Source organism: Mycolicibacterium aichiense, assembly GCF_010726245.1.
GTDB lineage: Bacteria > Actinomycetota > Actinomycetes > Mycobacteriales > Mycobacteriaceae > Mycobacterium > Mycobacterium aichiense.
In genome coordinates, this window is sequence record NZ_AP022561.1 from 4,318,333 (window position 1) to 4,336,460 (window position 18,128).

Here is an 18,128-nt window from a genome sequence, read left to right on the forward strand (position 1 = left end):
TCTAACCCGGTTGCGCCGCACGCCGGTTCGGGTCCAGCACGTCGACTCCGTCGTCGAGCCAGGCCTGGCGCATCGCGTCGGCACCCTTGAGCCGTACCCACGCCGCCTCGGTCTGCGTCACCGGGATCGCCGCCAGGAAGCGCACCGGGTCGCGGGGCGCCTCCAGCGGCAGGTCGGGAAGAGCCGAATCACCCAGCAGCACAGCGGTGAACGCGGCACCGTCCCAGAGCGGCGCGGACAGGTCGATCAGCGCGTCGGCGACCAGCACCACCCCCTCGACGGCCGGCGTCGCCGCCACGACGGCCAGGCTGCGGGCCAGACCCGGGGGTGCGGTGGTGGCGCGCAGGGTGAGGACGACCTCGGCGCGCGGGCCGTGCAACGGGTCGGCGATGCCGGCCGTCGGTTCGGTCATCGGGTGCAGCGAACAGCCCAGCGTCACATAGTGAGCCACCCCGCTGGCGTCCGGCCCGAAGCGCAACACCTCGATGCGCTCCAGCCCGAGGAACGTGACGCTCGCCGAATCCGGCTCGGCGTCGAGTCCGGCGTCGGCGAAGTGGCCGCGTAGGTGAGCGCGGACCGAATCCAGGGGCTCGCTCACTTAACCTGCGGGTGCAATGGTGAGGTTCACTCCGCTGTCGGCGTCGAAGATGTGCAGCTTGGCGGTGTCGAACGCCAACTCGATCGACTGCCCGATCGCCGCCTTCGAATCTGCGGAAAGCCTTGCCACGAAATCGTTCCCACCGGCACCGGACTCGGCGGCCAGCTCGGCCAGCTGGGCCGCCTTCGCGCTGTCGCCGCCGGTCGTGAAATACACGTACTTGTCGGCGCCCAGCGACTCGACCAGATCCACCGTCACCTCGAAGGTCGTGGCCTGGATGCGTTCGTAGGCGTCGAGCAGTGCCGCGTCCTCGAAGTGCTCGGGCCGGATGCCGACGATGACGTTGGCGGCCTTGGGATGTTGAGCCAGAACGTTCTGCACATCCTGGCTCAGCGTCACCTCGCCGAACGGCAACCGCAGGCTCATACCGTCGAGCGTCGCCGGGAAGAAGTTCATCGCCGGCGAGCCGATGAATCCGGCCACGAACAGGTTCGCCGGCCGCTCGTAGAGCTCGCCCGGCGTGCCGATCTGCTGTGCCTCTCCGCCGCGTAGCACCACGACCCGGTCACCGAGTGTCATCGCCTCGGTCTGGTCGTGTGTGACATAGACGGTGGTGGTGCCCAGCCGGTTCTGCAGCCTGGCGATCTCACCGCGCATCTGCACACGCAGCTTGGCGTCGAGGTTGCTCAGCGGCTCGTCCATCAGGAACGCCTTGGGCTGGCGGACGATCGCCCTGCCCATAGCGACCCGCTGGCGCTGGCCTCCGGACAGCTGCGAGGGTTTGCGATCCAGAAGTTCGGTCAGGTCAAGGATTTTCGCCGTCTCTTCGACCTTCTTGGCGATGTCGGCCTTGTTCAGCTTGGCCAGCGTCAACGGGAACGCGATGTTCTGCCGGACGGTCATGTGTGGGTAGAGGGCGTAGGACTGGAAGACCATCGCGATGTCACGTTCGCGGGGCGCCTTCTCGTTGACCCGGTCACCGCCGATCCTCAGCTCCCCGGCGCTGATATCTTCCAGGCCGGCAATCATGTTCAGGGTGGTGGACTTACCGCAGCCGGACGGCCCGACCAGGATGACGAACTCGCCGTCGGCGATCGTCAGGCTCAGATCCTTCACGGCGACAGCGCCGTCCGGATAGTTCTTGCTGACATGATCCAGGACTATCTCGGCCATCGAAAACCTCGCTACCCCTTCACCGCGCCGGAGGTCAGCCCGGCGACGATCCGTCGTTGGAAGATCAGAACGAACACGATGATCGGAACCGTGATCACCATCGCACCTGCCGCGATCGACCCGGTCGGCTCCTCGAATTGCGAGCTGCCGGTGAAGTTCGCGATGGCCACCGGCGCGGTGATCGCGGCGTCGGTAGCGGTCAGCGACAGCGCCAGCAGCAGGTCGTTCCACGCGAAGATGAACACCAGGATCGCCGCGGTCACGATGCCCGGCGCGGCCAGGGGCGCGATCACCCGGCGGAATGCCTGAGCCGGTGTTGCGCCGTCCATCTTGGCCGCCTTCTCGAGGTCCCAGGGGATCTCCCGGAAGAACGCCGACAGCGTGTAGATCGCCAGCGGCAGCGCGAACGTGATGTAGGGAATGATCAAGCCGGGCCACGTATCGAACAGGCCGAGCCGGCGTTCGATGTTGAACAGCGGTGTCACCAAAGAGATCTGGGGGAACATCGCGATCAGCAACGCGGCGCCGATCAGCGCCTTCTTACCGGTGAACTCCAGCCGAGCGACCGCGTAGGCCGCCATACCCCCGATCACCACCGCAATCACCGTCGTGATCAGCCCGATGCCGATCGAGTTGATCAACGCGGAACTGAACGCGTCGCCGCTGAAGATGCCCTTGTAGTTGTCGAAGGTGATCTCGGACGGAATGAGCTTGCCGTCCTTGACCGTTGACGTGGGCTTGAGCGACAGGCTCAGGATCCACAACACCGGGAAGAGTGCGTAGATCACCACGATCGCATCGATCACGACCCAGCTCACCGCTCGCCGGGCTCCCACGCGCTCAGACATGGTCAGCGCACCTCGTTGTCCGTGCCGGGCGCGGACGCGCCGAACAGCTTGATGTAGACGAATGCGATGACGGCCACCGACAGGAACACCAATACGCTGATCGCAGAGCCGAGGCCGATGTTGAACGCCTTGAACAGGTTGTCGTAGCCGAGGATCGACACCGATGCGGTGTCGTTGGCGCCACCGGTCAGCACGTAGATGTTGTCGAAGATGCGGAACGCATCCAGCGTGCGGAACACCAGCGCCACCAGGATCGCCGGCTTGATCAACGGCAACGTCACCTTGACCAGCCGGGTCCACGGGCCCGCCCCGTCGACCTCGGCGGCCTTGAGCAGATCCTCGGGCACCAGTGCCAGCCCGGCCAGCAGCAGCAACGCCATGAACGGGGTGGTCTTCCACACCTCGGCTCCGATGATGACCGCCAGCGACGGGATCTGTTGCGTCAGTGGCGCACTTCCGTCCGGAAGCAGGTTGGCCAGGTAGCCGGTGCCCGGCGTCCACGCGTAGTACCAGCTGTAGGAGGCCGCAACGGTGACGATGCCGTACGGAATCAGGATCGCGGTGCGCACCAGCCCCTTGCCGAAAATGGTGCGGTGCATGACGAGTGCGAGCGCCATGCCGAGCACGAACTCGATCGCCACCGAAATCACCGTGATGACCAGCGTGATGACGAACGCCGTCCACCAGTAGTTGTCACTCAAGATGGTCTGATAGTTCTCGAACCAGATGAACTTCGTGTCGGCCGGGCTGGCCAGGTTGTAGCGCTGCAGGCTCAGCCACAGGGCGTACCCGATCGGGTAGGCGGTCACCGCGAGCATGAGAACGACAGCCGGGGTGATCAGCAGGTAGGCCAGCTTGCGTTGCGAGCGGCGGTCATCGCTGCGGGCGGGGGCGGTCACGGGATCAACCCCTTCCCGTCGATCGCCTTCTGCACCTGCTCGGCGAGTTCGTCCGCGGTCTTGTCCGGGTCGATCTGGGTGATCGGGGCCAGTGTGGCCGAAATCCGGGTGGACACAGCCTGATAGTTCGGCGTCGCCGGGCGCACGGCTGCGGTGGTCAGCTGATCACGGATGATCGCGTATTGCGGATACTTCTTCTGAAACTCCGGATCGTCGTACAGCGATGCGCGCACCGCGGGCAGACCACCCTCGATCGAGGTGTACTTCTGGTTCTCCAGGTTGCGGATACAGCGCACCGCTTCGAACGCCTCGGCCGCGTGCCGGGTGGTCTTGGCCACCGCGAGGTTCAGCCCGCCCAGGGTGACGCGAGTGGGCTGGCCCGGGATCACCCCCGGATAGGGGGCGAACCCGAACACCTCCTTGGACGCGTCGAAGGCGACGGTGAACTGGTCGTCGCTCGGTGAGAAGGTGCCGGCGTCATTGATGCTGCCCTGCAGTTCGGGCTTGTCGTTGAGTGGCAGGAACGGCACCCCACCCTTGACGGCATTCTCGAGCATCGAGGCGAACACGAAGGGCCAGTTGACCTCCAGCGCCGCCTTGCCCTGTTCGAGGGCAAGTCGCGCCGTACCCTCGTCGGTCTGGGTGACCGACGGGTCGGCCCCCGGTGCGGTGGCGACGGCCTTGATGATCTGCAGCGCCTTGACCGTCGCCGCCCGGTGCTCTGGCGTGTCGGTCAGCGTGACCCGCTTTCCGTCGTCGGAAAGCACCTGTCCCCCAGCGCTTTCCAGCAAAGTGTTGAACCAGACGACCAGGCCTTCGTACTGCTTGGCCTGCACCGCGATCCAGCTGGGCTTACCCTCGGCGTGCAACCGGGTGGCCTCGGCGACCATACCGTCCCAGGTGTCCGGCGGCGGCGCCACCAAATCTGCTCGGTACCAGAGCAATTGGGTGTTGGTGGTGACCGGTGCGGCGTACAGCTTGTCCTGCCACTTGGCCGTCTCCAGCGGGCCGGGCAGGGTGTTGTCGGTCGCATCGGACTCGGCCTGTCCGGCCGGGTCGTCGGACAGCGGCAATGCCCAGCCCGCCTCGGCGAACTCCGCGGTCCACACCACGTCGAGCGCCATCACGTCGAGTGTGCGGTCGTTTCCGGTCAGCCTGCGCGCCAGCTGCAGCCGCTGATCGTCGGCCGCTTTGGGCAGGCTGCGCTGTTCGATGCGGAAGCGGCCGCCGAGCTCGGAGTTGCAGCGCTTGGCCACCGCGGTGAACGTCGCCGTCTCACTGGCCGGGGTGTAGAAGCTGACCACCAGACCCTGCCCGCCGGAGCTGCACGACGAGACCAGCGAGGCGCATGTCAGTGCGGTGATCGCGGCCGCCCCGACCCGCCGAGCGCGTGCGCCTGGGCAAGCCATCTCCCCACCGCCTCCCGCCTTCACCCGCCTTCTCCGATACGTGCGGCAACTGTCCGCGCTCGGCGCAGGCTGCATCACGGCAGGGCAATGCCCCGCGGCCAAACCGTAGAGCCCTCCTACGGTGATGTGCAACACTCCCACGCCGGATGCGGCCAGATCGTGACCGCATCCGCCGTGATCAGCGCATCAGATCTTCAAGCGCGCCAGCATGTCCCGCGCCTTCTCGGCGCTCTGCGGATCGCACAACACGTCGTAGCGGCCAGCCACCAGTTGCATGGTGGAGCTGAAATCCCTTGTCCCACGCGCCATCGCGTACGGGACGGCCGAGGTGATCAATCCGAAGATCACGCCGGCGACCACGCCGGTGATCAGTGACGCCCACGGGTTGGGGCTGAAGAATCCCAACACCAGGCCGATGAAGATCCCCAGCCAGGCGCCGGTGATCACGCCACCGCCCAGCACTTTGGGCCATGACAGCCGGCCGGTGACGCGCTCGACCTGCATCAGGTCGACGCCGACGATGGTCACCTGTTCGACCGGGAACTGCTCGTCGGAGAGGTAATCGACGGCCTTCTGGGCCTCGGCATAGGTGGGGTACGAGCCGATCGGCCACCCCTTGGGCGGGGTGGGCAGGCCGACCGGCCCGCGGCGTGGCGCGGCTGCGGCGCCGCCGGGGTTCTGACCCTGGAAAGGGCTGGTCATAACTGCTCATTCTCCTGTCGTGCGCGGCATTTGTCGCGTCGTGTCGCACCCGCTTCACGCGGGTGAGATTCCTCATCAACCCTGATCAACGTGGTAGCGCGGGCGTTGGTGCCCCAACAGCCAGCCAGCCCCGCGCCACCTGCACATACGCTAGGTTGAACAGCATGACAGCTTCCGGCGGCGACTCCGGCGAAAAGCCGCAGAACGCGGGCGAACAGGGCCCGTCCGAGGGCACGCACGAAGCCCCGCCCATCGAACAGAACCCGGCGTCACCCGGCTACGAGACCGCCCCGTCGGGCTACGAGTCCGCCCCGCCGGCCTATCCCGGCTACGACGCTCCGGGGGCCTACCCGCCGCCGCCGGGGTACAGCGCGCCTGGCTATCCGCCCCCACCGCCGGGTTACGGCCCGCAGCCGGGCTACCCGCCGCCGTCCCCGGGCGCCTACGGGGCACCTGGCTACGCCGAACAACCGTCGGCCTATCCGCCTCCGCAGCCCGGCGCCTACCCGCCCCCGCCGCCGCCGCAGTACGGCGCCGCGCCGTATCCGGGCGGCTACGGCTACCCGGCCCCCGAGCAGGGCACCAACACCCTGGCGATCTCGTCACTGGTGGCGTCGGTCATCGGATTGCTGTGCGGGATCGGCTCGATCGTCGGGATCGTCTGCGGCATCATCGCGCTCAACCAGATCAAGCGAACCCGTCAGGGCGGCTACGGTCTGGCCATCGCCGGCATCGTCGTGGGCGTCGCAACCCTGATCATCAGCATGATCTGGGCGATCTACGCCTGGCGCTGACCCGATGACCTATCCCCCGCACCCGGAGGGCACACCGCCGCCGGCTGATCCGTACGCGCCGGTGGACTATCCATCGAACTTCCCCACGATGCCACCACCGGTGTATCCGGCGCCCTACCCGCCGCCCACGGCGTACCCGGGGTACCCGTACCCGCCCCCCGCCTACCCCGGTTATGGCGATCCCTACGACCCGTACCGGCCGACCAAACCGCCCGGCACCAACGGAAAAGCCATCGCGGCGTTGGTGACCTCGCTGGCCGGTCTGCTGCTCTGCGGGCTGCCCTCGATCGCAGGCATCATTCTCGGGATCGTCGCAATGCGGGAAACCAAGCGCACCGGGCAGGACGGCTTCGGGCTCGCGGTCGCCGGCGTGGCCATCGGCGCGGTGATCATCGCCCTGATCGTGCTCTACATCGCGTTCGTGGTCATCCTCGCCGCCAGTACCACGACCTCACCCAGCAGCTATTAGCTCGGCGGGGTGAATCGCTCACCCTGACGTTGCATCCCGGCCGCCCGGCCCTTGCCGACGACCACCAGCGCCATCTTGCGGCTGGCTTCGTCGATCATCTCGTCACCGAGCATCACCGCGCCGCGGGCTCCGCCCGCCGTCGACGTGTGCCAGTCGTAGGCCTCGAGAATGAGTTCGGCGCGGTCGTATTCGGCTTGGGCAGGAGAGAAGATCTCGTTGCCCGCGTCGATCTGGTCGGGATGAAGCACCCACTTGCCGTCGTAGCCCAGCGCCGCCGAACGCCCGGCCACCCGCCGGAACGCCGCCACGTCACGCACCTTCAGATACGGCCCGTCGATCGCGGCGATGCCGTGCGCGCGGGCGGCAACGAGGATCGTCATCAACACGTGGTGATACGCGTCGCCGACGTCGTAACCCTCCGGCTGCTCGCCCACCACCAGGGTTCGCATGTTCAGGCTGGCCATCAGATCCGCCGGGCCGAGCACCAACGCCTGCACCCGCGGCGCCGCGGCGATCGCGTGGATGTTGGCCAGTCCCTTGGCATCTTCGATCTGGGCATCGACACCGATCCCCCCGACGGGCAGACCGTGGGTCAGCTCGAGCTGGGTCAGCAACAGGTCGAGGGCGTGGACGTGGCTGGCGTCGGTCACCTTGGGCAGCACGATGACGTCGAGGTGACCGTCGCGGGCCGAAGCGACCTCGGACACCACGTCGATCACGTCGGAGTACGTCCACGGCGTTGTCCAGTCGTTGACCCGCACTCCCCGCAGCTGACCCGCCCAGCCCGGACTCGCCAACGCCGCGCCGACCTGTTTGCGGGCCTGCGCCTTGGCATCTGGCGCGACCGCGTCCTCGAGGTCCAGGAACACCTCGTCGGCAGGCAATGCCTTGGCCTTCTCGATCATCTTGAGACTGCTGCCAGGAACCGACAGGCAGGTTCGGCGGGGTCGATAGGCGTTCTCCACCCCTACACTCCTACCCTTTGACTCATGGCGTCGGTGAACAGGGTGTACGCGGCGCGGCTGGCGGGACTGGCCGTGCTTGGTCCGGATGGCGAATCCCTCGGCCGCGTTCGCGACGTCGTGATCAGTATGAGCATCGTCCGCCAGCAACCGCGCGTCCTGGGCCTGGTGGTCGAAATGCTCACTCGCCGAAGAATTTTCGTTCCGATCTTGCGAGTCACCGCGATCGAGCCGAACGCCGTCACCCTCACCACCGGCAATGTGTCGTTGCGCCGCTTCGCGCAGCGGCCCGGTGAGGTCCTGGTGCTCGGCCAGGTCCTCGACAGCCGGGTGCGGGTCAACGACCCCGAGCTGCCGCAGATGTCGGGTGTCGACGTCATCGTCGTCGACCTGGGTATCGAGCAGTCCCGCGTCCGGGACTGGGTGGTCACCCGGGTCGCGGTGCGCAGCCATCGCAGGCTGGGCCGGCGTTCGACGATCCAGGTGGTGGACTGGCACAACGTGGCCGGCCTGACCCCGTCGGCGCTGTCGATGCCCGGCCAGGGCGTGGCCCAGCTGCTGCACCAGTTCGAAGGCCAGCGCCCGATCGAGGTGGCCGACGCGATCCGTGATCTGCCCGCCAAGCGCCGCACCGAGCTGATCAACGCGCTCGACGACGAGCGAGTGGCCGACATCCTCCAGGAGCTGCCCGAGGACGACCAGACCGTCCTGCTGCTGCAGCTCGACACCGAACGAGCGGCCGACGTCCTGGAGGCGATGGACCCCGACGACGCCGCCGACCTTCTCGGTGTGCTGAACCCGACCGAGGCCGAGGTGCTGCTGCGCCGGATGGACCCGGAGGACTCCGAGCCGGTGCGACGCCTGCTGAGTCACTCACCCGACACCGCGGGCGGTCTGATGACCTCCGACCCGGTGGTGCTCGCGCCCGACACCACGGTCGCCGAAGCGCTGGCCCGGGTGCGCGATCCCGACCTGACGCCGGCGCTGGCGTCGCTGGTGTTCGTGGTGCGGCCCCCGACGGCCACACCCACCGGCCGCTACCTGGGTTGTGTGCACCTGCAGGCGTTGCTGCGTGAACCGCCCGCCAACCTGGTCAGCGGAATCGTGGACACCGACCTGCCCAGCTGCACCCCGAACACGTCGCTGGCCGGGGTGACGCGGTACTTCGCCGCCTATAACCTGGTCTGCGGTCCAGTGGTCGATGAGGAGAACCACCTGCTCGGCGCGGTGACGGTCGACGACGTGCTCGACCATCTGCTGCCCGACGACTGGCGGGAAAGCTACGAGGATCCGCAACTGTCCGAGCGGGCGGCCAGCGCAGAGGGGACGACGTGAGCGAGCTGTCCGCGCGCCAGCGCCTCGACACTCCGCGCTCGTCGCGTCGGCTGTCGTTCAACGTCGATCCGGAGGCGATCGGCCGGTTCAGTGAATCGATCGCCCGTTTCCTGGGCACCGGGCGCTATCTCGCCTGGCAGACGATCCTGGTCGTCGTCTGGATCGCACTGAACCTGTTCGCGGTGCGCTGGCGGTGGGACCCCTACCCGTTCATCCTGCTCAACCTGGCGTTCTCCACCCAGGCCGCCTATGCCGCGCCGCTGATCCTGCTGGCGCAGAACCGGCAGGAAAACCGCGACCGGGTGTCGCTGGAGGAAGATCGCCGACGCGCTGAGCAGACCAAAGCCGATACCGAGTTCTTGGCCCGCGAGCTCGCATCGCTGCGGTTGGCGGTCGGTGAGGTCGCCACCCGCGACTACCTTCGCCGCGAACTCGAAGAGATTCGCGAATTGCTGGAATCGCTGCAGGCCGACAACGGCGGCAAGGTCAAAAAGGACAAAGCCAAGAAGGCCCGGTCGGCCGTCGAGCCCCTTGGCGACGAGGTGAGTTAGTGACAAAGGTGACCATTGGATACCACTGAGGTCACGAAGATATGTATGGTGACTTGGTTCACACAGGCGGCATGATCTGAGGACGGACGAGTGGGCATAGGAAACCGCGTCAGCCGGATGGTGCGGAAGCCTGCGTTCGGAATTGCTGTGCTCACCCCGGTCGTGCTTGCCGGAGCCGTGAGCGCAGCGCCCGACCTGCCGCATGCGCCGGTGGTCGGCAAGGAAGTCATGCCGCTGGCTGCGGTGTCACCGCAAATCGACACCTCGGGTGTCACCGTCGTCGCTCTGACCAAGCAGCCCACCAACTTTCACTTCGCGGCGGCCACCCCGTCGGCTCCGCCGCCGGCGATGGTGGTCAGCTCGATCGGGTCGCTGCGTATCCCGTCGGTTCCGCTGGCGGCCTACCGCAATGCCGAACAGAAGATGTCCGTGGCCGCGCCCGGCTGCGGGCTGAGCTGGAACCTGCTGGCCGGCATCGGCCGTATCGAGTCGATGCACGCCAACGGCGGTGCCACCGATGCCCGGGGCACCGCGATCAACCCGATCTACGGCCCGACGCTGGACGGCACCCTGTCGGGCAACGAGGTCATCGTGCAGACGGTCCAGGCCGGCCGCCCGGTGTATGCGCGGGCGATGGGCCCCATGCAGTTCCTGCCCGGCACCTGGTCGCGCTATGCCGCCGACGGCGACGGCGACGGCAAGGCCGACCCGCAGAACGTCTACGACGCGGCGCTGGCCGCGGCCCGCTACCTGTGCAGCGGTGGGCTGAATCTGCGTAATCAGTCGCAGGTGCTGACCGCGATCCTGCGCTACAACAACTCGATGGCATATGCCCAGAACGTGCTGGGCTGGGCCGCCGCCTACGCCACCGGCGTCGAGCCGATCAACCTGCCGCCGATCGTCGGGCCGGCACCCGCTCTCGGGGACGCCCACCTGGAGAACCCGGAGGGCCTGGGCCCGGGACTGCCGCTCAATGCCATCGGGCTGCCGCCCACCGATCCGCTGGCGCAGCTCAGCATCAACAACACCGAGACCGCGGGATCGCTGGCGCTCGGCCCGCTGCCCGGCCCCGCCAGTGAGCTGCCGGCGCTGCCGTGCCAGGTGATCTGCCTCGGTTCGCAGGCTCCCCCGCCGGTTGCCGCCCAGCCTCAGGCCATGCCGGAAGCGCCGCCGCCGTGGCAGCCGCCGTGGCTGTTGCCGCCCCCGCCGCCCGCTCCAGAGCCCGTTGCCGAGGTGCCGGTGGCGCCGCTGCCTGCGGTGCACGGCGCGCTGCCGGGTCCGGCCAGCTAGCCACCCGCACCGGGCGGTCCGAGTTCGCACAGCGAGCGGACAGCCAGTGGCGATACCGTAACGCGTTGTGAGTCAACGCCACCCGGCGCAACGGCGCTCGATGCGCCCCGTGCTCCAGACTGTCGGGGCTGACGTCGCACCGCCGCTTGTCGCCTACTACGGGCTGCGCGCAGCGGGGGTGTCCGAATACATCGCCCTGCTGTCGGCCACGGTGTTGTCCGGCCTGCGCGTGATCTACGGCGTGGTCAGAGCTCGGCGACTGGACCCGTTCGCCGTCTACCTGCTGCTGACCTTCGGGCTCAGCCTGGCCGTCGCCCTGTCCACGACCGACCCCAAGCTGGTGCTGGTCGGCAACACCGTCGTCAACGCGATCGGCGGACTGATCTTCCTGGGCAGCTGCGTGATCGGCACCCCGCTGACGCAGGTCGTCAGTGACCGATTCAGCAACGCCGACGACCAGCCGGAGGAGGTTGACGCCGACCGTCGTCGTCGCATTCACATCCGGCTCTCCGCGATGTGGGGTCTCGGTCTATTGCTCGAGGTCGCGATCCGGCTGATCGTCATCGGCAGGTTCTCCGTCGACACCGCCAACGGCGTCAACTCGGTGATCACCATCGTCGTCATCGGCGTTCTGGTGCTGGCGACCGTCGCCGTCGGGCGTCGCGTCGGTACTCAGGCCGTTTCCGCTGACGGGGGTCGCACAACCTAGACTCGGCCCTGATGTCCGAAAAGAGCGAACTTCAGACCCAGGTGCGCCTTGCGCTGGGCAAAGTGATCGATCCCGAGCTGCGCAAGCCGATCACCGAGCTCAACATGGTCAAGAGCATCTCGGTCGCCGACGACGGCGCCGTCCACGTCGAGGTCTACCTCACCACGTCCGCGTGCCCGAAGAAGACCGAGATCACCGACAAGGTGACCCGGGCCGTCGCCGATGTGCCGGGCACCGCCGCGGTGACCGTCACGCTCGATGTGATGAACGACGAGCAGCGCACCGAACTGCGCAAGCAGCTGCGCGGCGACGCGCCCGAGCCGGTGATCCCGTTCGCCCAGCCCGGGTCGCTGACCCGGGTGTACGCCGTCGCCTCCGGCAAGGGCGGGGTCGGCAAGTCGAGCGTGACGGTCAACCTGGCCGCAGCGCTGGCGGCTCGGGGCTTGTCGGTCGGCGTGCTCGATGCCGACATCTACGGCCACTCGGTGCCGCGCATGATGGGCACCGACGACCGCCCCACCCAGGTCGAGTCGATGATCCTGCCGCCGGTCGCCCACGACGTGAAGGTCATCTCGATCGCCCAGTTCACCCAGGGCAACGCCCCGGTGGTGTGGCGGGGACCGATGCTGCACCGGGCGCTGCAACAGTTCCTTGCCGACGTGTACTGGGGCGATCTCGACGTGTTGCTGCTCGACCTGCCGCCTGGGACCGGCGATGTGGCGATCTCGGTGGCCCAACTGGTTCCGGGCGCCGAGATCCTGGTGGTGACCACACCGCAGCTCGCCGCCGCCGAGGTGGCCGAACGCGCCGGGGCGATCGCGCTGCAGACCCGCCAGCGCATCGTCGGCGTGGTGGAGAACATGTCGGGGCTGCTGATGCCGGACGGCACCACGATGCAGATCTTCGGTGAAGGCGGCGGACGCCAGGTGGCCGAGAGTCTCACCCGTTCCGTCGGCGCTGATGTGCCGCTACTCGGCCAGGTGCCGCTTGACCCCGCGTTGGTGGCGGCCGGCGATTCCGGTGTCCCGCTTGTTCTTTCAGCGCCCGATTCGGCGGCAGGCAAGGAACTGCGCGGCATCGCCGACAAGCTGGCAGCACGACGGCGCGGGCTGGCCGGCATGTCGCTGGGCCTGGACACCACCCGCCACCTCTAGGCCACGGCTATTGAGTGAGAGCCCACGTTCGAGAAGTCGGCTGGATCTGGAGCGCTGACGCTCACTCGATGACGGTCTAGGTCGCGTCGGCGTCGAACGGTGCCGGCGTGCCGGGCGGCAACGGCTCGGGTTTGGGCACGACCGCCTGCGGAGGCGGCGCACTGTGCGGCTTCACTGTGTCCGGCGCCTGGAAGGCCTCGCCGATCCACGAATCGTCGCCGTCGAGAAGATGTTTGGTGAGCGCAGCACGCGGCGTCATACCGCGCAGCTTCTGCAGCTCGCTCAGCGGCTGGCGCAGATCCTCGAACTCGGGTCCGAGGTCGTCACGCAGCTGACTGGTGGCGCCGCTGATGTAGTCGCGGGCCTGCCGCAACGAATTCGATGTCCACCGGATGGCGCCCGGCAGCCGCTCGGGGCCGAGCACCACCAGCCCGATGACCAGCAGCACGAGCATTTCGCCCCAGCCGACGTTCGCGAACATCGGGTCAGTTGTCCGGCGCGGGGTTCACCGTCAGCGTGACCTTGCGGCCGTCGCGGATGACCTCGATGGGCGCGTCCTGACCGATCTTGAGCTGACGGATGGCGACCGCGAACTCATCGGCGTCGGCAACCGTGCGGTTGCCGACCTTGACCACGATGTCGTTCTCGAGGATGCCGGCCTTCTCGGCGGGACTGCCCGCCTTGACGTTGGCCACCTGAGCGCCCTGGGCGAGGTCGTTGCTGACCGAGCGCGCCGAGAGCCCGAGGGTCGGGTGCGCGACCTTGCCGTCCTTGATCAGTGCCTCGACGGTCTGCTTGACCTCGTTGACCGGGATCGCGAATCCGAGGCCACTTGCACTGTCGGACAACGACTTTCCAGCCGTGTTGATGCCGATGACCTCAGAGTTCATGTTGATCAGCGGGCCACCGGAGTTGCCGTGGTTGATCGAGGCGTCGGTCTGGATGGCGTCGATCACGGTGTCGGTGTCCGATCCCTCACCGGAGAGCGGGATGGGCCGGTGCAACGCGCTGATGATGCCGTGGGTGACGGTGCTGCGCAGACCCAGCGGGGCACCGGCGGCAATAACCTCGTCACCGACGTGAACCTTGTCGGAGTCCCCGAAGCGGGCCACTGTCAGGTTGTCCACGTTGTCGACCTTGAGCACCGCCAGGTCGGTCTTGGGGTCACGGCCGACGAGGTTGGCCGGCACCGACTTGCCGTCGTTGAACACCACCGAGATCTTGAACTTGCTCGGATTGTTGGCGGCATCCGAGATCACGTGGTTGTTGGTGACGATGTAGCCGCGACCGTCGACGACGACGCCGGAGCCCTGGGCGCCTTCGTCGTCGCTGACCGCCTCGATGGTGACGACGGAGTCGGCGACCGACGCGGCGACCTTGGCGAACCGGCCGGGCGGCACCTCACCGGTGCTGTTGGTGGCCAGCGAGACCTTCGAGGTGGTGAACGCCTCGACGACCTCGGCTGTCTTGCGGCCCACCCATCCGCCGGCGAAACCGATCAGCAGCGCGATGATGCCCAACACCGCCAGCGAGACGTAGGACACCCGCCCGCCGAACAGCACGTCCCGCACGCCGAGCTTGCCGGTGGGCCCGGCCGCGACGACAGGTGCCGCCTGCTGCAGTGCCGGCGTACCGAGCGCGGCCGCCGCGCCCGGATCCCGCCAGGGATCGTCGGCGTCGTCGGAATCGACGTCGCGCTCAGCGTCGAGGGCCCCGGCATCGGCAGGGTGCCGCTGCAGCGAGTCGCCGCCCGGGTAGGGCCGGCCGAACGCCTCCCCCAGCACGGGGTCCGGGACGTGGTCCTTGGGCTGGAATTCGACCTCCCCGCGGAACTTGGCGGGACGCAGTTCCTCGGCCACGAACGAGCCGTCGACACCCTGCGGGCGCCCGAATGTGCGGGTGGCGGCCGGATCGACGGCAGGCCGGGAGACCGGACGCGGTGCCAGACGGGGGCTGCTGCCGGAGTTGTCCTGATTGGGGCTCAAGTTCAACCTCTATCCAAGCGCTCAGCCGCGAGCGCGCGCTGTGGGACCGGGCATGACGCTGCCCGATTTCACATCCACCCTACCGGCGCTTACGCCGGTCGCGGTCTGTGCGTTCAGCTAACTGATCGGCGAGTCCGGGCTGGATGTCGCCGCCGGGGCGCGTCCGGCCGTCCGGGGCACCCGGATCATCCGGCGCCGCCTGCGGGATCTGCGACAACAGACCCAATAAGCTGCTCGGCATACTGATCGGAAGGGAATCCCGCAACGCGGTGCGGGCCTGACTCTGGCCCTCCACCTCGGCCGCGCACTCCGGGCACAGCGACAGATGGTGCGCCGCCCGTAGATATGACTTCATCCGTAGCTCGCCGTCGACATACGCGGCGATCGCCTCGATGGACAGGTGCTCGGTCGAGCCGAATTGGCGGGGCGCGCCGATGGGCGCGTCGCTCTGGGAGGCGAACTGCGAGGGCAACCAGGAGAATGCTCGACGGAACATGTGTCCACGGTCGACCATCACTGCGCTCCTCTCGGGGTTCGCGTCGGCCGCGCCAGCACACGTGGCTTACTCGCTGGTGCTGCGCGCCGCTAGATCGAATGTAGCGCGCGAAACCCTCGGTGACATGACATGCCGGCCACAGTTTGGCCGCTGCCCGTCGGTCTACGCCGATTCGGCGGTGAAGTCAGCCAATCCCCGCTGGCCGGAATGGGCCGCCAGGTAATCGCGGAGCGCCTGCCGGCCGCGGTGGATGCGGCTGCGCACGGTACCCAGCTTGACGCCGAGCGTCGCACCGATCTCCTCGTAGGACAGACCCTCGATGTCACACAGGACGACGGCGGCACGGAACTCCGGCGCCAACGAATCCAGGGCGGCCTGCAAATCCGCACCCAGTCGCGAGTCGTGGTAGATCTGCTCGGGGTTCGGCTCGTCGGCGGGGACCCGGTCGTAATCCTCGGGCAGCGCCTCCATACGGATGCGGCCGCGACGGCGGACCATGTCGAGGAACAGGTTGGTGGTGATGCGGTGCAGCCAGCCTTCGAACGTGCCGGGCTGGTAGTTCTGCACAGAACGGAACACCCTGATGAAGGTCTCCTGGGTGAGGTCCTCGGCGTCCTGCTGATTGCCCGACAGGCGATAAGCCAGCCGGTACACCCGGTCGGCGTGCTGCCGCACCAGCTCATCCCAGGACGGCATGGCCGTCCGGTCGCCGGTGGCATCGAATACCGCGGTGCCCTGCAGTTCCTCGGACGGTTCAACCCACTCGGCTTCCCCCAGCTGTTCGGGGTGCGACATGTGCGCCGGAGCCATCAATGTGGTGGTCGTCGGATCCTCCTGGTTGACCTGCGTTGACGGCGGGGTGCCGTCGACCGCATCAAGCCTGACAACGCGACCGTTGTCGGGCATATTCCCCGACCAGCGGGGGCTCTGTTCCATGCCCGCTACCGTTCCCCAAACCTGTGTGGGGGCGATTTGAGCTAACTAAGGTTTGACTAAGAAATACTTTCGTTATCGATTCGTGTCCAGCTCTTTCACTGCTGGACGGCGCGTCATCCTTGACGTTCCCGCGCGACCCCTCGGACCGGCGGGTTCGGCACTCATCCGGCGCCGGGCGCGCCTGCCCACCCGCCGATCCAACTGCGCCTACGCTGCTGAGAATGGCCACTAACGAGGACCAAACCGGCCAGCCGGAGGCCAGCCGCGCCGACCGGATGCTCGCCCATGCGGAGGGTTCGATCTCCGAGGACGCCATTGTCGCGGCCGCCCGGGAGCGAGCTGTCGATGCCGGCGCCGGAGCGGTGACACCGGCAGTCGGAGCGCTGCTCAGCGTACTGGCCCGGCTGTCCGGCGGCAAAGCAGTTGTCGAGGTGGGCACCGGCGCCGGTGTGAGCGGGCTGTGGCTGCTGTCCGGGATGCGCGACGACGGCGTGCTGACCACCATCGACATCGAGCCCGAGCATCAGCGCATCGCCAAGCAGGCATTCACCGAGGCCGGTATCGGCCCGTCGCGCACCCGGCTGATCGCCGGCCGAGCCCAGGAAGTCCTCACCCGGCTGGCCGACGAGTCATATGACCTGGTGTTTCTCGACGCTGCACCGTCCGATCAGGCCGACTTCATCGTCGAGGGAATCCGCCTGCTGCGCCCGGGCGGCGCGATCGTCGTCCATCGCGCCGCGCTCGGCGGCCGCGCCGGTGACCCCGCGGCCAACGATGCGGAGGTCGCTGCCGTGCGCGAGGCGGCCCGGCTGATCGCCGAGGACGAGCGCCTCACCCCGGTGCTGATTCCGCTGGGCGACGGAATCCTGGTCGCCGCCCGCGACTGATCCGACAGAGCGGGTGATCCGGTGATCACCGCAGCCGGCGGACCTTTTCCCGTCATTTTCGCGCCCGAAGTTTGCTGATATTCAACGAGCGTGCAGATTGCGTGACACCCACTCTTGCCGTCATGCGCGAGGAAATGCTGCCACCAGCAGAAATATGCCATTTTCAGAACAGCCAGAGACCCGCCGTCGGCGTGCACCGGGGCAAATTCTCAGCTGGTAAATCGTTGCTATGAGTCCACTTACTGCAATTTCAGCAAACTCTCCAAAAGTGCACTTATCCGCGCCTTCGACTCAATAGGATTTCCAACCGTGAGGCCATCGTGATTGAGAGCGACTCTGATCGAGAGGAGTCATCGCATACGCGTTTGCCTTACTGTTTTCGTGGGCATCCTCACGCCAAAGTCGGTGCGAGGCAGAAATATTGCGGGAATATGTCCGGCCGTTAACGGCTGACATCGCACGGTGTTTCTGGGGGGGGGAATATGGATCCACGGATTAGTCCCGTGATGGTGGCTACATTGTTCGTGCCTTTCGCGCTCCTCGGAATTGCCGCGGTGGTTTTCGATCTCTCGCAAAGTCGCCGTAACCGCCGCGACGGCGTCTTGGCCACGTGGAGCGACCTACGCATCACGCAGAGTTTGCTCATCGTGGGCCACGGCCGAAACGCGGCGCGAATGCCGTTGGCCGGCCTGGCGACCACCGTCACCGAGACCGGCTCGTCCGCCGATCCGACCAGCCATCTCGTCCGGGTCGTGATCAAAGACATCGCCGGCGAATCGCTCTGCCGCGAGCAGCCGTACTCCTACGGGTCGGTGGGCGCCGCCCGAACCTTCGAGATCCTGCTCAACCGGGCCGCCCGGCCTACGCAGGTGGCTATCCAGCCGGTCGCCTTGCGCACCGCCGCCTGAGGCGTCGGCGACCGCCCCACCAC

20 protein-coding genes are annotated in these 18,128 nt (G+C 67.5%); 9 read left to right on the forward strand and 11 right to left on the reverse strand.

The genetic code is table 11. The annotated features are described in order from the left end of the window. Position 1: 1 nt before the first annotated feature. From G6N32_RS20565 to G6N32_RS20590, 6 genes are all read right to left on the reverse strand, one after another. The gene (locus G6N32_RS20565; RefSeq protein WP_115321620.1) at positions 2-598 is read right to left on the reverse strand and encodes a suppressor of fused domain protein; all 597 of its coding nucleotides are present in this window, start codon (positions 596-598) and stop codon (positions 2-4) included. Then, entirely contained in the window at positions 599-1,771 is a 1,173-nt protein-coding gene (locus G6N32_RS20570) for an ABC transporter ATP-binding protein (protein ID WP_115321621.1), read from the reverse strand. Between the two features lie 11 nt (positions 1,772-1,782). Next, a complete protein-coding gene (locus G6N32_RS20575; protein WP_172507338.1) occupies positions 1,783-2,607 on the reverse strand; it encodes a carbohydrate ABC transporter permease in 825 nt (274 codons plus the stop codon). Between the two features lie 14 nt (positions 2,608-2,621). After that, complete coding sequence (locus G6N32_RS20580; RefSeq protein WP_115321623.1) at positions 2,622-3,518, reverse strand: carbohydrate ABC transporter permease; 897 nt, start codon at positions 3,516-3,518, stop codon at positions 2,622-2,624. Continuing rightward, a complete protein-coding gene (locus G6N32_RS20585; RefSeq protein ID WP_115321624.1) occupies positions 3,515-4,927 on the reverse strand; it encodes an ABC transporter substrate-binding protein in 1,413 nt (470 codons plus the stop codon). The genes G6N32_RS20580 and G6N32_RS20585 overlap by 4 nt, the downstream gene beginning before the upstream one ends. 186 nt (positions 4,928-5,113) lie before the next feature. Further along, positions 5,114-5,629 (reverse strand): general stress protein, encoded by a 516-nt coding sequence (locus tag G6N32_RS20590; protein WP_115321625.1) that lies wholly within the window; start codon positions 5,627-5,629, stop codon positions 5,114-5,116. Between the two features lie 155 nt (positions 5,630-5,784). Between G6N32_RS20590 and G6N32_RS20595 the strand changes: the two genes are divergently transcribed. Together G6N32_RS20595 and G6N32_RS20600 are read left to right on the forward strand one after the other, a co-directional pair. Then, the gene (locus G6N32_RS20595; protein ID WP_232077212.1) at positions 5,785-6,423 is read left to right on the forward strand and encodes a DUF4190 domain-containing protein; all 639 of its coding nucleotides are present in this window, start codon (positions 5,785-5,787) and stop codon (positions 6,421-6,423) included. Between the two features lie 4 nt (positions 6,424-6,427). After that, a complete protein-coding gene (locus G6N32_RS20600; RefSeq protein WP_115321627.1) occupies positions 6,428-6,892 on the forward strand; it encodes a DUF4190 domain-containing protein in 465 nt (154 codons plus the stop codon). Here the strand turns inward: G6N32_RS20600 and G6N32_RS20605 are convergent. Beyond that, a complete protein-coding gene (locus G6N32_RS20605) occupies positions 6,889-7,857 on the reverse strand; it encodes an HpcH/HpaI aldolase/citrate lyase family protein (RefSeq protein WP_115321628.1) in 969 nt (322 codons plus the stop codon). The genes G6N32_RS20600 and G6N32_RS20605 overlap by 4 nt on opposite strands. 24 nt (positions 7,858-7,881) lie before the next feature. Between G6N32_RS20605 and G6N32_RS20610 the strand changes: the two genes are divergently transcribed. From G6N32_RS20610 to G6N32_RS20630, 5 genes are all read left to right on the forward strand, one after another. Then, positions 7,882-9,189 carry a magnesium transporter MgtE N-terminal domain-containing protein gene (locus G6N32_RS20610; RefSeq protein ID WP_115321629.1) on the forward strand — a complete coding sequence of 436 codons (1,308 nt, stop codon included), beginning with the start codon at positions 7,882-7,884 and terminating at the stop codon, positions 9,187-9,189. Further along, complete coding sequence (locus G6N32_RS20615) at positions 9,186-9,740, forward strand: DUF1003 domain-containing protein (RefSeq protein ID WP_115321630.1); 555 nt, start codon at positions 9,186-9,188, stop codon at positions 9,738-9,740. Before G6N32_RS20610 ends, G6N32_RS20615 begins: the two co-directional genes overlap by 4 nt. A gap of 117 nt (positions 9,741-9,857) precedes the next feature. Continuing rightward, positions 9,858-11,030 carry a lytic transglycosylase domain-containing protein gene (locus tag G6N32_RS20620; protein ID WP_115321631.1) on the forward strand — a complete coding sequence of 391 codons (1,173 nt, stop codon included), beginning with the start codon at positions 9,858-9,860 and terminating at the stop codon, positions 11,028-11,030. Between the two features lie 67 nt (positions 11,031-11,097). Then, a complete protein-coding gene (locus G6N32_RS20625; protein WP_147292063.1) occupies positions 11,098-11,739 on the forward strand; it encodes a VC0807 family protein in 642 nt (213 codons plus the stop codon). Between the two features lie 11 nt (positions 11,740-11,750). Next, positions 11,751-12,893, forward strand: coding sequence for an Mrp/NBP35 family ATP-binding protein (locus G6N32_RS20630; RefSeq protein WP_115321633.1), 1,143 nt, complete (start codon positions 11,751-11,753; stop codon positions 12,891-12,893). A 76-nt stretch (positions 12,894-12,969) separates the two neighbouring features. On the opposite strand, the gene tatB is transcribed toward G6N32_RS20630, so the two are convergent. From tatB to sigE, 4 genes are all read right to left on the reverse strand, one after another. Further along, positions 12,970-13,374 (reverse strand): Sec-independent protein translocase protein TatB, encoded by a 405-nt coding sequence (tatB, locus tag G6N32_RS20635; protein ID WP_115321634.1) that lies wholly within the window; start codon positions 13,372-13,374, stop codon positions 12,970-12,972. A gap of 4 nt (positions 13,375-13,378) precedes the next feature. Then, on the reverse strand, positions 13,379-14,878 hold the full coding sequence (gene htrA / locus G6N32_RS20640) for a serine protease HtrA (protein WP_115321635.1): 1,500 nt from the start codon (positions 14,876-14,878) through the stop codon (positions 13,379-13,381). A 79-nt stretch (positions 14,879-14,957) separates the two neighbouring features. Continuing rightward, positions 14,958-15,392, reverse strand: coding sequence for an anti-sigma E factor RseA (gene rseA / locus G6N32_RS20645; RefSeq protein WP_115321636.1), 435 nt, complete (start codon positions 15,390-15,392; stop codon positions 14,958-14,960). 144 nt (positions 15,393-15,536) lie between these two features. Continuing rightward, positions 15,537-16,184 carry an RNA polymerase sigma factor SigE gene (gene sigE / locus G6N32_RS20650; RefSeq protein ID WP_232077813.1) on the reverse strand — a complete coding sequence of 216 codons (648 nt, stop codon included), beginning with the start codon at positions 16,182-16,184 and terminating at the stop codon, positions 15,537-15,539. A gap of 347 nt (positions 16,185-16,531) precedes the next feature. Between sigE and G6N32_RS20655 the strand changes: the two genes are divergently transcribed. Further along, positions 16,532-17,197, forward strand: a complete 666-nt coding sequence (locus G6N32_RS20655; protein ID WP_115321638.1) for an O-methyltransferase — start codon at positions 16,532-16,534, stop codon at positions 17,195-17,197. Between the two features lie 524 nt (positions 17,198-17,721). Then, positions 17,722-18,105, forward strand: a complete 384-nt coding sequence (locus G6N32_RS20660) for a hypothetical protein (RefSeq protein WP_147292064.1) — start codon at positions 17,722-17,724, stop codon at positions 18,103-18,105. Positions 18,106-18,128 lie beyond the last annotated feature (23 nt).

Excerpts from the sequence above, each read along its gene's own strand:
- G6N32_RS20590 (WP_115321625.1), bottom strand. The coding sequence starts at position 5,629 with ATGACCAGCCCTTTCCAGGGTCAGAACCCCGGCGGCGCCGCAGCCGCG.
- rseA (WP_115321636.1), bottom strand. The coding sequence starts at position 15,392 with ATGGTCGACCGTGGACACATGTTCCGTCGAGCATTCTCCTGGTTGCCC.
- G6N32_RS20600 (WP_115321627.1), top strand. The coding sequence starts at position 6,428 with ATGACCTATCCCCCGCACCCGGAGGGCACACCGCCGCCGGCTGATCCG.
- G6N32_RS20620 (WP_115321631.1), top strand. The coding sequence starts at position 9,858 with ATGGTGCGGAAGCCTGCGTTCGGAATTGCTGTGCTCACCCCGGTCGTG.
- G6N32_RS20610 (WP_115321629.1), top strand. The coding sequence starts at position 7,882 with ATGGCGTCGGTGAACAGGGTGTACGCGGCGCGGCTGGCGGGACTGGCC.
- G6N32_RS20655 (WP_115321638.1), top strand. The coding sequence starts at position 16,532 with ATGGCCACTAACGAGGACCAAACCGGCCAGCCGGAGGCCAGCCGCGCC.
- G6N32_RS20630 (WP_115321633.1), top strand. The coding sequence starts at position 11,751 with ATGTCCGAAAAGAGCGAACTTCAGACCCAGGTGCGCCTTGCGCTGGGC.
- G6N32_RS20570 (WP_115321621.1), bottom strand. The coding sequence starts at position 1,771 with ATGGCCGAGATAGTCCTGGATCATGTCAGCAAGAACTATCCGGACGGC.
- tatB (WP_115321634.1), bottom strand. The coding sequence starts at position 13,374 with ATGTTCGCGAACGTCGGCTGGGGCGAAATGCTCGTGCTGCTGGTCATC.
- sigE (WP_232077813.1), bottom strand. The coding sequence starts at position 16,184 with ATGGCTCCGGCGCACATGTCGCACCCCGAACAGCTGGGGGAAGCCGAG.
- G6N32_RS20585 (WP_115321624.1), bottom strand. The coding sequence starts at position 4,927 with ATGGCTTGCCCAGGCGCACGCGCTCGGCGGGTCGGGGCGGCCGCGATC.